Here is a 15,223-nt window from a genome sequence, read left to right on the forward strand (position 1 = left end):
CAATGTTAGATATAATTTCTTCGAGAGACTGTATAGAACATCATCAAAATATACATTTACAGACTAATGTATGGTCCATGTGATAATACTGCCCGTATAATAAGAGACATTACTTTGGTTACCATACCAATACTGATTGATAGGTAATGAAATTCCGACCTGGACAACTAATTTGGATGTAGAAAACCAAAGTGAAGGAGTTACATAAATAATATTTCCACCTGTATTAGGAACTGTTTTTGATAAGTGTGTGGTTTTAGCACTGTATTGGCCATTGAATTCGAGTAAACCCGCAAATATGTATTTCTTTTCCCTACTTTTGATGTCACGTCCTATACCCAGGTTATAATAATATTGTGTCCCTTGCTGAATTGAATCATGTTTTTCGATGAATAGTACCCCAGGAGCCAAAAAACTATACCAGTCAATGAACATTCGAGAATATGTAGCCCCAACAAAATAACTAACTGCATTGAAATTAGATGGGACATTTTTTCTCGAAAATCCTGATACCCGTTGATTTACATTACTTTTTTTAGAGATTGACCCTAAGTTACTGATAGGGAATGTAGGAGAGAATATAATAGTTGCTTGATCAGAATATTTTGAATTTTCGAAGTTATAAAATGCATATTCTAAATCAATAGCGAGATCACCTATTCCAGATTGAGTTATATTGCCATTATTATATCTAAAGGCATAGGGTAAAGTGACTAATAGAGACATAGAGTCTGTAACTCCATAAAGCAGGGCGGGATCGCCCTCTAGGATGCCTTGCCCCTTGCCGTATATATAGCTCGGATTATAAGATACGATAAATTGATTCTTATCAATTATATTTTGTCCAAAGGAAAAAAATGGGCCTGGTTGTTGTGAAGTTGCTAAGGAATAATTCCCCCTGGGTGGAGGCTCGCTTGCTAATAAAGAAGGATTCGCTATAGATCTGTTGGCACAAATTATCAGTAATAAAAACAATCCTCTCAGCCCTAAAGGATAAATTCGCTCTTGCATTCCTGCATTACGTTTTAATAAATCCATTGTTTTTGACTTATGAAATTTATAGAGTTTTCTTAATTTAACTTCAGTTTGATATAAAAAATAAAGTAATTTTTTTATAGAATTGTTTTTATGTGGAACTGGCTCCCAATTAAATGGAGGCATCCTTGCTTTCTTAAAGCTTTATGAGAAAAGATATTTCTAACCTTTAGTCGAGTTCACGTTAATGGACATCCGACTTTAAATATAACATACATAAAACACTTGCCACCAATGCTGTGATACAGCAAAGTATGATGGGCAAAATAAGAGAAACTACAATAAGTAAACCGCCAAAAAGACAAATGACAGCATCCCCTAGTGTTCTCAAACTTAATTGTGCGCCCATAACCTCTCCTTGAATAGCAGCGTGTGCCTGATTAGAAATATGAATCGTCATGGTTGTTGTAACACTAGTGATACTAAAGCCAATCAATGCGAAAAATAAAAACATAGGAATCCGATATTGAAAAGCAATCATGCAGAGGAAAATCAGAGCCGTGGCCATCATGGAAAGTGTAATTATTTTGGGAATAGGGAGGTGTTTTGAAAGATGGCGTGGAAGCCATGATGCCCCTAGACCTAGCGTTGCTGATAAAGCTGCGTTATAAATAGCGATCATAGCCGGCGACATCAACCATTTTCCAGCCAGATAAACTGGGCCAAATTCGTAAAAAATATCTACGGAGAAGGTGAAAATTGTGCTGATAAGTAACAAATGTTTCAAATGAGGATTATTTTGAAATAAGAGCCAGAATTGACGGGCAATATTCAGTTGATTCCACACAGACTCTTTTGACGAGATGCTCTGCCCTTTATGTTCTGGTAATTTCCAGCAGGCAAGTCCTAATGTTGCAACAGAGGCCAGTGCCGCAATAGCAAAAGGACAAGACCAGGAAAACCACGGAACAATTTTCGAGTCTGATAGTAAACCGCCAATAACTGGTCCGATTATATAACCAATGGCTGCCATACTGTTGATTCTGCCAAAACTGACAAATTTGTTGATTGTTGTCAGTTCGGAAGCATACGCGCGTGCAACAGCAAATGTTCCTTCCATAAATCCGGTTAAAAAGCGACTGAACAATAACAGCCAAAAACAATTGATCCAAAATGATAAGACTGTGAGCAAATAGCCGATCAAGCTCCCAGCCAAACTAAAAATAAGTATTCTTTTTCGACCATATAAATCAGAGTTTTTTCCTAAAATGGGAGCACCTATAAATTGCCCTAATGGAAAAATTGCAAGAGTAAATCCTAGTAAAATCCGTCTTCCTGTTTCACTCCACTCAGTGCCAATAATTGAATGGCTACTTGATTGTAAAAATAAGGGTGGAAAAATTGGGTAAGCAATAGAAGAGCTCAAAAAGCTGATTAGGACAATTAATAAAATAATCCATAATTGTTTTTTTTCTTGGCTTATTTGGGTATCCATTATTTATGTCAAAATAAATTTACCTTGGCAATTAACAAAGCTTAACATATGAGTGTATGTGATATCCAACAATTTACCCAGGTGCTTTAAAACCTACCAAAATGGGTATTGTATCATTGTTGTTTTCTTCACTTGTCATAAAAAAAAGTAAATTATCTAATTCTTTTTCGATATTAGTTGCTAGATTTTGCACAAAACTATAGCGGCCTTTTGTTTGCTCTCCCTTAAATTTTGTCAAATAAGCTTGGCAATGTTCTTGAATAGTTAATAACGATTCAATGCGTATGCTCGTCTTGGTATCGGGTGGCAAATTTCTATACGTTTCAATTGCATCTTTAATCTGTTGGGCTTTTTGCGAAGTATTTATTCCTATAAAACCATGGTCCCATAAAAGTATATGTGCATGAAAACTTCGACTAACTATTAGCGGTTTATCTGTAGGCGTATTATTCATATTAACTTTCGTATACGCAAAATCACGCCCATTTAATGCTGTTGGGCTTTTATTCAAAAGTGAGATTTCTTTTTTTACAAGATTTATTTTATTTAAAATGTCCTCATCATGTTCTGTCAACGCGCTTCTCATTTTTTTCCAGGAAGTTGCTGATAAAGTATTTTTTAATTTACCAGCCGTAGTATATACAGAGCCTACTAAGAGCATCTCGGAACTTGTCTCTTTTACATAAAAAATATCAGGAAATACATTAGAGACAATATTATTCCAGATATTGCCTGTTGTTTTCATCAGATTTTGTAGCGGTTTTACATTATTTAGTGCATGGGTTATTCCCGAAAAGATTTGTCCTCCTACAATATATAATGGGGCGAAAACAATATCAAAAATCATCCATTTTACATCGGTTGGACTAGGGCCTCGTCCATAATTTATGGCTTCATTCGCCATTTTTATGACTGAAATAGCAGAGGCTGTATAAGAAATAAATCCGATAGAACCTAATATACCCGCAATAGGGAGAAGAGGCGGGAAAAAAAGACTGGCTATAACTAAAATTGCTGCAAGAATACCAACAGCTAAGCCAATAAAGGAAGTTACTGTAGAAAGATCATTAGCGATAGCTTCAAAGAGCCTCAACTTTTTGGCACTTTCATAATGACCATCTAAGAGTCGTTTTGACAGAACCTCCAGTTGTTTTATATTTCTTTGCTGACTCTCATCGGCTTTGTTTCTTAAGGCATAAGAAAGCATCGTTATTTGCCTATGGGCTTTTAAACAATCTTGGCGCGTTTGCATATTTAACAAAGCCGAGAAATTAAGTGCTTTTTGAAAATCTACTTTGATATCTTTAAGATGGATGGCTTCATTTTTCTTTTTAGGGATGTTAATGGTATTTAAAGTTTGGGTAATTGCAAGTAGCAGGCATCGTTCCTTTAATAATGACAGGTATTTCGTGTATTTTTTTTCAAAGCGCTTAATCTCCTCTGTTTTTAAAGGATCTGCTTTGTAGTTCTTTTGTGCTTTTTGTATTAACTCAGCAATTTCTTCACTTGCAGGGTTATTAATACCTATTTTTTCTATCTTTGTTTCAAAAAGTCGTGCACCAGACCACAAATCAGGATAATTTAAAATACTGTATTGCGGATTTTTTATTTTATCGAAATTAACATATTGAGGAGCATTTTTTTTTACCCAGGACTCATGTTCCTTTTGAATCGATTGGTTAATGCTATCTATGTCTATAAAACTTAGAGAAATAGCCATCTTAACCTCAGAACCAAGCACATTGTTAACACAATTAAAACTAATTTTTCATAGTTTATCACAGTGGCAGATGGCAAAATTGAAATAACTTTACGAATTTTTAGCATGGTACATTCTTCAATGGCATCAAACTAAAAGCTTTCCCTTCTATGGCATATTTTGCCGGCGTTTAGAATATCAATAGTAATTCTCTTAAAAGTGAATGGAACTAAAGTTTTTGCTGGGTTTAAAAAATCAGCAACATCAAAAATGACTCTATTCCATTCTATTGACGCTGCTTTTTTTCTAAAGTCTCATTAAATTCACCATTTATGACTGTCTTAAGGATCAACATGAGGGATTTTGCGATTTTTCATGTCGCCAATTACTATAGTTACGGGTTTCTTATCAGTTTGTGTATTGGTTCCATCCATACCTAAAAAGTCATCATAAGAAAAGGCATAAGCATTCGTATAGCTCTTTTGTGGATGTTCTATATTTTTATCGAAACTTAACGCATGCATCGCTTCAGAATAAACATTCACACATGGAGCATCTTGAGTAGCTCCACATTGATTTACATTATAATCTACAGAATAATCTATATTATTAAAGTAATAGGGAAGCAATTGCTGCATTTGTTCTTTATTTTTAAAAACAGGATTACCTTGTGAATCAAAAAAATCTTTCCCTATAAAAGCGGATTCTTTTCGCATCAACATCCCTGAAACAATCGCAGCAGTCAAATCGCGTGTGAGGGTGGAGTCTATCTCGTTGCGATTATTAAATGGTGCCTGGGAACCCATTAAAATTGAATTACTTGCGTTGGGTGAATCCAATTTGTAAGAGATAGATTCAGAACTTGAGCCGAGTTCAGGTGAAAAGACTAATGTTTGAGTATTTGGAATAAAAATACCAGACCAAATCCCTTTTTTTAATTCTTTTAAATCAATCCTTATGGAACGATTTGTAGATGAAGTATAATACTTGCTCAATTCATTGATATAGTTATTAAAATATCCACTAAATCGATGACCAAACCTTCCCGGAGCATCAATTCGCATCAAAGCATTTTCTGAATTATAAACTACGAGACTTGACCATTCTGAGTGTTCCCATCGTTGCGTGCATTCGGATGAATTTAATGTTTCTCCTGCAGCATGACAAATGATTGATTTCATATTTTTTATGACACCATCAAGTCCGCCAAAATGTCCATATTCATGTCCAGCTTGTTGAATGGTATAGGGTATGGCAATAAAATCAACGCCAGTTGGATTAATTACCGTTTCACCATGAGTGTTGTAATTAAATTCAATTTTATCAAAAAGTGTTCCGTTTGTAGTTGTTTGTGGGTTATTTACATCGGGTTGGATGGGCGTCAATGTTCTCTTGTCAGTAGGTATCTCCAATGCATTTCCAAAAGAAACATAAATTCTGCCTGAAGTAAGATGAGGTATACAGGCTTTAGCCATTCCTCCTGAGCTTGGAATTAATTCTGACAATGAAACGCCATAATTTTTTCCATTTATATTGGCATCAGTAATATCAACGAGTGATCCTGTCTGATTGCCATCATTAAATGCCACATAAGCATATTTTTTGGTTGCAGGATCAATACCTAATACCACGATATAAGTATTTTTATTTTCAATTCGTGTATTGTTTGTTTTTGATAAGTCAAAGCTAACTGACATACGACCATTCCCACATGTATTTTGTGAGAAAGCACAATGACTTACAGCGAGTAAACCCGTTAGTCCCAGCGTGAAAATGCAAGCTTTATTTATTTTAAAAATGCGCATCAAAGAACCTCTATTTAGGCAAAAATCGATTAGGTGTCGTATTTTGGCAATTCATTGTGGTCAAAATGTACATTTTATAACTCATCTTGTAAAGTATTTGATCTTTTTGGGGCTGGGTGAAATTATGGGTTATAAATGATCCTTCATAAGGTCTTATGACTTTTTTTATAAATGATTATTATTGAATAGAGTAATTTTTTGATGCAGGCAACAAAGCCACTGGCGTAAGGGGATATTTTTGCGAAAGCAGAAATCTATTTTTTATGAGAGCATGTGGTCTGCATCAATATGAGTCCTCGCTTGTGCGAGGACGACTATAATTCCTTAAGGAAGATATTCTCGCTTTAGCTTTCCTTTACACCTTTTTCAATGCGTTCACCAATTTGTTGATCGATTTTTTTCCAGTATTCAAATGCTCTTGCAAGCACCGGCTGCGTGACGCCATTTTTTAGGTGAGCGACTACGTTACTGACCAGTCGGTTACGAGCCTCATCGTCCATAACTTGCCGAACAAGAGTGTTTGCCTGTACAAAGTCATTATCATCCTTTCGGAGTGTATATGCTGTACGTACGAAATCTCCATGAGCCTCCCAGGTCGCTACTTCAGGGTTTTTTGAGCTATCTGCTTTGGGACCTCCTTTAGAATTAGGTGCGTACACGGGATCTGAGACATTCTCAATTCGCATGGCACCATCTTTACTGTAACTGTGTACTGGGCATTGGGGTTTATTTACAGGTATTTGTTTGTAATTTACCCCTAACCGCGCCCGATGTGCATCGGCGTAGGAGAATACTCGGGCGAGAAGCATCTTATCAGGACTGATTCCGGTTCCAGGTACCATATTGTTAGGCTCAAATGCTGCTTGTTCAATTTCAGTGTGATAATCAGCTGGATTGCGGTTTAGGGTAAGTTTGCCTACTTTGACTAGAGGATAATCGGCGTGGGGCCATACTTTTGTTAGATCAAAGGGATTAAAATGATAAGTTTCCGCTTCTTTGAACGGCATAATTTGCATGTATAGAGTCCAACTTGGGTAATCACCACGTTCAATTGATTCATATAAGTCACGGATGTGATAATCACCATCTGTTCCAGCAAGATGATTTGCTTCTTCTTGGGTTAGAAACTCAATGCCCTGATCAGTTTTAAAATGATATTTTACCCAAAATTTCTCACCTTGGGTATTTACCCACATGTAAGTATGACTTGAATAACCGTTCATATGGCGCCAGTTTTTGGGGATTCCCCGATCCCCCATCAGCCATGTCACCTGGTGTGCAGATTCAGGGGAAAGGGTCCAGAAGTCCCATTGCATGTCATGGTCACGTAGGTTATTGTTGGCTCTGCGTTTTTGAGAGCGAATAAAGTGTTGGAACTTCATGGGATCACGTATAAAAAAAACAGGAGTATTGTTACCGACCATATCGAAGTTACCTTCACTGGTGTAGAATTTGACTGCAAAGCCACGAGGATCACGCCAGGTATCAGGACTTCCACGTTCTCCTGCAACAGTTGAGAAACGAATTACTACATCTGTTTTTGTTCCGGGTTGGAATACAGCAGCTTTTGTGTATTTGCTTACATCCTCCGTTACTTCAAAATAGCCAAATGCTCCACCACCTTTTGCATGGGGCTGGCGCTCGGGAATTTTTTCACGATTAAAATTTGCCATCTGCTCAATCAGATAGTGATCATGTAATACGAGCGGACCATTTGGCCCAATGCTCAGAGAATATTCATCACTTGGAACAGGTATGCCTGAATCTGTTGTTGTAAATTTTTTAGTGTTATCCTTGTCGGTCATTCAAATGTCTCCCTTAATTTTCGACATGTGGAATAGTCCTTTTTTAAATCCAACCTATGGGACTGCGTATTAGTATATCTGTGAAACTAAAGATTGCTAGTTTTATAGATCTTAAAAATATTTTTTTAATAGAATCTTTTAGGTTATAGTTCGCGATAATTTGATGACGAATAGTTGCTACAATATATTTCATGTCTTGTATGTTTTTAAAATCCTCATAATTAAGAAAATTATGTTTTAATCCTTAATAATGTTTATATTTATAAAAAATTGAGCTAAATAAAAGTCACTAAAATAGAGGAGTTTTAATGAAAACAATCAGTAGAGAAGAGCAACTTAATATTACTCCAGATCAAGCCATTGATTTGCTTCAAAAGGGGAATCAGCGATTTGTCCAAAATCTGCGCTACAATCGTAATCTTCTCCAACAGGTGAATGAGACGGCTGATGGACAATATCCTTTTGCCTCAATTTTGAGTTGTATTGATTCAAGAACACCTGCTGAACTTATTTTTGATCAGGGGCTTGGTGATATTTTCAGTATTCGAATTGCTGGTAATATTGTAAATGACGACATTATCGGGAGTCTTGAGTTTGCATGTAAAGTAGCTGGTTCCAAACTCATTGTAGTCCTTGGCCACACAAATTGTGGTGCGATAAAGGGGGCTTGTGATCATGCAGAATTAGGGTATTTAACACAACTTTTACATAAAATCACACCTGCAATTGATCAAGAAACTTCTTTTAAACAGGATCGGAATGGAAGTAATCTCCCTTATGTCAATGAAGTTGCTCGAATTAATGTGGAAAACAGCATCAAAATGATTCTCAGTAAAAGTACTATATTAAGCGAATTAATCGCTCAAAAAACCATAAAAATAATTGGTGGTTTGTACGATGTGGTTTCTGGCGAAGTCTCGTTTTTTAATCAGTAAAAGTAATTCAGATAAAATGCGCCTTAAGTTCCATAGTACTGATTTGCGAAATTAAGGTGAGTTGACCATTCAACAAGCCTTAGTAAATTGGAAAAATATTATTCTTCAAGCAGGAAAGGCTTACTATCGGAGGCGCATTTTATCGATTGGTGGCAGATTGGTATTTTAATAAATATTCGTGTCCGCTGACAATTCAAGTGCTCGAGATGGGATATCCATTACCCAATAGCTCATTGATTTTCTCTATATTGTGGCTAATCTTTGTCATGGGTAAAACCAAACCAGGAATAAATTCAAGTAATAGGAAATTTTAGGCATAAATCCTTGCATAGCAGGCAATGTTATTGCTTAAATTTTACCCATGGCACGACTGGAGCTACTTTTGCTACATTCCAAAATCTGCTCATTCTCGCCACAAATTAGTTTTCATCAAATCAAGTACTGCATCACCCTGGCCATTGATGATCGCTTTCATCATGTACAAGCTAAAACCTTTTACCTGTCCTAGCTCGATAGTTGGAGGCATAATTAACTCATTACGATCCACTACTACATCAACAATCACGGGCCCTTGATGAGCAAAAGCTCTTTCAAGATCAGTAGATAAAGTGGAAGCACTTTCCACTCGCACTCCTTTAATTCCAATTGCTTCAGCCATAGCGGCAAAATTAGGATTTGATAATGATGTACCATAATCCAACATACCACCAACGTGCATTTCCATTTCCACAAAGCCTAAAGTGCCATTATTGAAAATGACGATTTTAACAGGTAATTTCTGTTGAATCAGTGTTAAAATCTCACCCATTAGCATGGAAAAACCACCATCGCCGCATAGTGCGATCACTTGGCGTTGAGGGTAAGCTGCTTGCACTCCTATCGCTTGTGACAACGCATTTGCCATTGAACCGTGATTAAAGGAGCCTAATAAATGACGCTTGCCATTCATCTGCAAATAACGTGCAGCCCATACAGTAGGTGTTCCTACATCCGCAGTAAACACCGTATCATCGCCTGCTGCATCGTCAATACATTTTGCTAAAAATTGTGGATGCAACGGCTTATGATCGGAGGTTTTTGTTGCCAAGGCATCTAGATTTTCTCGTGTTTTATGATAGTGCACTCTTGCTTTATCTAAATGGCTACGGTCGTTTTTGGGAAGTACCAACGGTATTAATGCCTTTAAAGTACAAGCAATATCGCCCACTGCGCCTAAAGCCAAATCCGTTCTCAATCCTAATCGATTTCCGTGCAAATCAATTTGAATAATTTGCGCTTTAGCTGGATAAAATTGTCGATATGGGAAACTGGTACCTAGTAATAATAAAGTATCACAAGCCTCCATGGCATAATAACCTGAGGAAAAACCGATAAGTCCAGTCATGCCTACATCATAAGGATTATTGTGCTCAATGAACGGTTTCCCTCGGAGAGAGTGAACAACGGGTGCTTGCAAAAGATTACATAATTGCATCAACTCTTCATGCGCACCTGCTGCACCAATACCACAAAATAAGGTAACATTTTTAGCAGCATTTAAACGTGCGGCAATATCCATTAAAACAGGCATAGGAGGTACTACCTCTGGCTGTATATATGAATAATTTTCTGTACGCGCACTATGCTGTGCTTGTTGTAAAGCAACGTCACCTGAAATAATTAATACAGCAACACCTGATTTTGCTTTGGCGGTCTGCATCGCAATTTGTAACAACCGTGGCATTTGTTCCGGAGTTGAAACCACTTCGCAAAAACAACTGCATTCTTGAAATAAGATATTAGGATGGGTTTCCTGAAAATAATCACCGCCAACTTCTGGGCTCGGAATATGTGCAGCAATTGCCAATACGGGCACACCACTACGATGACAATCATAAAGTCCATTAATTAAATGCAAATTACCCGGCCCACAACTTCCTGCACAAACGGTCAATTCACCCGTTACTTGCGCTTCTGCACCTGCTGCAAATGCGGCGGCTTCTTCGTGCCGCACATGTACCCACTCTATATTTTTTTTGTATTTTTGTAAGGCATTAGTAACTCCATTTAAAGAGTCGCCGACGATACCATAAATCCGTTTTATTCCAGCATTATTTAAAGTATCCACTAATACTTGAGCTACATTAGCCATAATACAATCTCCATTTGCGACTATTTGGTAGTACCATTCTAATTATAAGTTTCTGTTGTTATTATAGATACTATCTAGAAAAGTGAAAGTCATTATCATCTTTTGTTTTTTCCCGAAACCGCTGCTTGAAAAAAGGTTGAGCTTGATGTGCTCTTTTGCATGAAGGGATGAAAATTTCCCAGAACATCTTTTTAATTCTTTTTTTATTTCCGGCCATAAAAATGTAGATAGCATTTTTAAAATTTGTAAAAGTTTATTATTTGAACAAATAAGCTATAATGCCTTCTTTTTTAGAAAAATAAATGTTGGGGGGAAGATGAGCAAAAACGGTACGAAAGAACAAGCATCTGAGTCAGATTTAAAGCAAAATTACAAGCAAAAATTTAATATTGATGTTGCAAGCGGATTGCTTGCTGGAGCATCAAACTCAGGATTATTTAATCCATGGGATCGAGCCTTGTATTTATCTGTGAAACATAATCGTCCTTTCCTGTTATCTCAGAATTTTAAATCTCCTTACCAAGGATTTTCTCAGGCATTCGTGCAGCGCGCTTTTCTTGGTGGTATCTATTATGTGGCACAAGGTGAGCTAAACAGGTACTTATTTCCTTATTTACGTAATACTTTAGGGATTAATCAAACATTTTCTCAATTTTTTGTGGGCATGACTGCCGGAAGTATTGGCGGGATATTCACAAACAGTATTTCTGCGATCAAATACCATACCTGGGGACAAGAAAATGCATCTTTTCGTTCAAGTATTCGGGAGATGTGGAATCTGGGAGGTATTAAGCCTTTTCTAAAAGGAACGGCGGCGACAATGACGCGTGACATGGTTTTTGGGAGTACTTATGAAATGTTGCGTACTTTTATGAGTAGTACGATAAAAAAATCTGAAAATAATACTACTAATGAAAATCAACCGAAACTTGAGTTTATCCATAATGCAACGGCAGCAGGAGTTGCTACAATTTTATCGAGCCCCTTCAATTATGTTCGCAATATGCAATATGCAACTCCCCCTAATATCAAACCACCAACGACACAGGAAGCCCTTACTAAAGTGTGGAATGAATCAAAAAATTTACAACGCTCTTTTCTGGGCCGGATGAGCTTCTTTCAACAGCAATTTAGGATTGGATGGGGCACGGCACGAGTAGCAGTGGGGATGGCTGTGGGGCAAAAGTTATTTAACTGGACTCAAGATCAACTTTCTAATTTGTCAACTAATACTACTGAAACAGGCATGAAAAATTAAGTGGAAAAAGCAGGGAAGCAACAAACCTGCTAGAAATTTTATTTCTCAGCATAATCTTCACTGTCACAGGGGATGATGCATTTTAAACGACATGGGGGTAGTCAATTTTTCTTAAGTTGCGCCTCTGATAGCTGACACAGCTGATATTCTATTCACGAAACATTTGCCTATTTTTTGATCAATGAGGCGGTGGTTATGATATAATCAGCAATCTTATGCACATATTCATTTATAAAAATCAATAATAAATTATATTTGTTCGATTTATTTGCCGTTTAAAGACTAAGTTTAGGACGTATTGCATGAAAAAGAGAGCTCTTAAATTTTCTATTCTATGTACCATGATCACAGCAACTTTTGCTTATGGCGCAGATCTAAATAATTCCAAGATTTCTGGTTGGCCAAATTACCTGGCAATGGGGACGATAACGAATGGAGCCCTGCAAGAACCGACGAATATTCGTGTTGACTCTGTATTTACCTACAACGGTGCTGGCGGTGATGGTGATCCTGGGAAAATAGAAACTCCATATAAAATTTGGAATATGATTAACATGGCTAAAAGTATTAGGACGAATACTGGGCATCCTGTTAATCCCGTCCTGGTTGAATATGGCTGGCAACTCAGTGGTGGTTGGAATACTGATAGTGTGACCCATTTGGAAGATTTAACAAAACATTTTTTCAATCTTATGTTTTTATCTAAGACTCTGGAAGATAATGCTTACAGCAACACAGGAACATATGGCACTATTTTACTAAACCCAGACATGCTCGGTTATTTAGGTAATACAAATCGGGTGGAGACGGTTAAATCATTAACTATCCCGGTTAAACAGGCTCTTTCAGATGCTTATTGTATGATGACTAAAAAAGTTAGTTATAACAGTAGCAATACGCCAAATTGTACGTATGGTTGGGATAATAAACCGGTAACAATCAACGGTACTCCTACTGATTTGCATCTTTGGCTTAAATCTAAAACTGATAATTATACTGCAGGGCAAATTTTTGCTGCTTGCGTGAATGAGTATGTACAGCCACTTTGTAGTGCGTCAAACGCAGTGAGTGATATCCCTTATTTTACAGATAATTTTAATGGCTGGTTACAAGCACAAAACTGGATGGCTAAATATTTTGGCCCCCATGTTGCCGTGGGCGTTCATGAAAATATTTCCGCAGTTCCGGAAGGAGGATGGTGGATACATCAAGGCTTCTCTGCAGTAAGGCCTTATGTTGATAAGGTCCTTGCAGATTTAAAAAGCTTTGAATTATTCACGGGTATTTACAAACCCGATTTTATTTATTTTGATCGGTATGGGGCTGATGATTACAGCAACCTATTTCCTAATTTACTAATTAATCAGGCAACATTCTATAATGATGCTGCATGGAAAAACTTTCTGGCTATGACCAAAGAAATAAGTGAGGGATTAGGGGAGCAGGCAGGAAAAAATTTTATACCCGCCATGTTATGGCAGATACCTGCTGCTCATATTCCTACTCAGGATGAGCCTGTTCTCGATGCACGTGAGGAAGGTACCGCGCCAGTATACTTTTTTGGTGACTCCAACTTACACCAAGATTTAAGTAATATCGCCTCCTGGATTAATCATGATATTGCTCATTTACCGGCTGCATACAGCTTATGTGCTAACAAAAGTGCGACACAGTGTTTGAGGTTAAACAATTTTAATTGGGCACACACTAGTTCTGACCAATTGAAAAGTGCTGTTGATGCACATATATTTGCAATTTTATGGGGGGCAGGTGCTTTTGCAACAGGTGTTTGGGAAGTACCAGGAACAACTTTCCCAGACAATGGTTGGATGGCTAAAAAAGTATCTACTTATTATAAAAAACCTCAAGCCTTATGATTGAGGACATGAGTAATTGTATTTTTAAAATCCCTAATCGATTTATAATCAAATTCAAATTGTCTTAATTGATTGAGGTGGCTTATGAGAATAATTGAAACGATTAGGTTGCTATTGCGCCCTTGGCGCAATGAGGATGCTGTCGAATATTATTATATCAACCAGGAACCTAAAGTGATTGAGTTCTTAAAAGGCTCACTGACAATCAACCAGGTGACTGATTTTATTTCTAGTATGAATAAACAGTTTGATGAACTTGGATATACATTATGGGCAGCTGAAGAATAAACAAAGAACCAGTTCATTGGTTTTATTGGATTAAATCATATAAAATGGGAAGCTCCATTTGGCCATGCAGTGGAAGTTGGGTGGAGGCTTGGTTCGCAGTATTGGAAAAAAGGATATACTACAGAAGGTGCAAGAGCTTGTTTGAACGGGTATGACCTCGAATTAATGTACTGTTTTGTTTCTTATAAATAACTAGTAAATTTCTGCCAGACCGATTAAACCTGCTTGATGAATACGCTCCCCAAATTGTTCCCATCGACCTTTGGTTGATATTAACGCTCTTAAATGCAGAACCATTGAAATACCCTGATTTTGTCTATTGGGTAGCATGTTGCTCATTTCACTAAGTAATTGTGATGCTGCATTAAACTCATGTTTTAATCGGTGACAGGCCAAATCGAGCCAAATTTTCCGTGCTGAAGTATCGATTGGGTGCATGGCATGAGACGCTTCTGCAAGATATTCAGTTGCATGAAAAAAATCGAGCACTTGATATTGGGTGTGGCGTTCTAAAAAATCCCAACTCACTCATGCACCATCAGCAATACCCACATAGGTTGCATTAGGGTATTGTAATTTAATGCGGTACACTTCTCGCTCAAGACGATCCAAAAAGTTCGTCTTGCCATATTCTGGCGCTGCCCCTAAATAAAGAGTATGCAACCGCTTTCCAACCTTATTATACAATGTAATTGTTCCTGTCATGGCTTCTGGCCAACCTTCATTGACCATGAGCACACAAGTACCATCAAGACTCACAGATACCGTGCTAACGACGCCATCAATTTTGGGCGTTTCATACATCCAGTCCGCTTCTACAGCTTGAGCAATTGAGCCAACCACATCCACAATATTTTGTAGAAAAGAACGGGCTACTGGACGGCCATGATTAGTTTTAAAATCGTCTACTACAAATCCGCTTTAAAATGACGATGATATACCACTTGGTTTGGCA

Annotated in this window: 9 protein-coding genes and 2 pseudogenes; 4 read left to right on the plus strand and 7 right to left on the minus strand. The window is 37.3% G+C overall.

Annotated features, from left to right (window positions below; translation table 11 throughout):
* Positions 1 to 63: 63 nt before the first annotated feature.
* The 5 genes from EKG34_RS01980 to EKG34_RS02000 all read right to left on the minus strand — a co-directional run bounded on the left by EKG34_RS01980 (position 64) and on the right by EKG34_RS02000 (position 7,779).
* Positions 64 to 1,161 carry a hypothetical protein gene (locus EKG34_RS01980; RefSeq protein ID WP_223800011.1) on the minus strand — a complete coding sequence of 366 codons (1,098 nt, stop codon included), beginning with the start codon at positions 1,159 to 1,161 and terminating at the stop codon, positions 64 to 66.
* A gap of 58 nt (positions 1,162 to 1,219) precedes the next feature.
* Complete coding sequence (locus EKG34_RS01985) at positions 1,220 to 2,470, minus strand: MFS transporter (protein ID WP_003631907.1); 1,251 nt, start codon at positions 2,468 to 2,470, stop codon at positions 1,220 to 1,222.
* A 73-nt stretch (positions 2,471 to 2,543) separates the two neighbouring features.
* Entirely contained in the window at positions 2,544 to 4,190 is a 1,647-nt protein-coding gene (locus tag EKG34_RS01990; protein WP_003631906.1) for a hypothetical protein, read from the minus strand.
* A 320-nt stretch (positions 4,191 to 4,510) separates the two neighbouring features.
* Positions 4,511 to 5,974: a glycoside hydrolase family 64 protein gene (locus EKG34_RS01995; protein WP_012979033.1), complete on the minus strand. Its 1,464-nt coding sequence runs from the start codon at positions 5,972 to 5,974 to the stop codon at positions 4,511 to 4,513.
* Between the two features lie 344 nt (positions 5,975 to 6,318).
* Entirely contained in the window at positions 6,319 to 7,779 is a 1,461-nt protein-coding gene (locus EKG34_RS02000) for a catalase (RefSeq protein WP_003631902.1), read from the minus strand.
* Between the two features lie 308 nt (positions 7,780 to 8,087).
* On the opposite strand from EKG34_RS02000, the gene EKG34_RS02005 reads away from it, so the two are divergent.
* Entirely contained in the window at positions 8,088 to 8,714 is a 627-nt protein-coding gene (locus EKG34_RS02005; protein ID WP_012979034.1) for a carbonic anhydrase family protein, read from the plus strand.
* A 403-nt stretch (positions 8,715 to 9,117) separates the two neighbouring features.
* Here EKG34_RS02005 and poxB read toward each other — a convergent pair whose 3' ends face one another.
* Entirely contained in the window at positions 9,118 to 10,845 is a 1,728-nt protein-coding gene (gene poxB, locus EKG34_RS02010; protein ID WP_003631899.1) for a ubiquinone-dependent pyruvate dehydrogenase, read from the minus strand.
* Between the two features lie 316 nt (positions 10,846 to 11,161).
* Here poxB and EKG34_RS02015 point away from each other — a divergent pair, with 316 nt between their 5' ends.
* From EKG34_RS02015 to EKG34_RS18485, 3 genes and pseudogenes are all read left to right on the plus strand, one after another.
* Positions 11,162 to 12,103: an MC/SLC25 family protein gene (locus tag EKG34_RS02015; RefSeq protein ID WP_003631897.1), complete on the plus strand. Its 942-nt coding sequence runs from the start codon at positions 11,162 to 11,164 to the stop codon at positions 12,101 to 12,103.
* 302 nt (positions 12,104 to 12,405) lie between these two features.
* Complete coding sequence (locus EKG34_RS02020) at positions 12,406 to 13,980, plus strand: hypothetical protein (RefSeq protein ID WP_003631896.1); 1,575 nt, start codon at positions 12,406 to 12,408, stop codon at positions 13,978 to 13,980.
* A gap of 84 nt (positions 13,981 to 14,064) precedes the next feature.
* Positions 14,065 to 14,460: pseudogene (locus tag EKG34_RS18485) on the plus strand (GNAT family N-acetyltransferase).
* Here the strand turns inward: EKG34_RS18485 and EKG34_RS02035 are convergent.
* Positions 14,461 to 15,180, minus strand: a pseudogene (locus tag EKG34_RS02035) (ISKra4 family transposase); the annotation flags it as partial. It lies immediately after the preceding pseudogene.
* Between the last annotated feature and the right edge of the window lie 43 nt (positions 15,181 to 15,223).

This window comes from Legionella longbeachae (genome assembly GCF_004283175.1).
In the GTDB taxonomy this organism is placed as follows: Bacteria; Pseudomonadota; Gammaproteobacteria; order Legionellales; family Legionellaceae; genus Legionella; species Legionella longbeachae.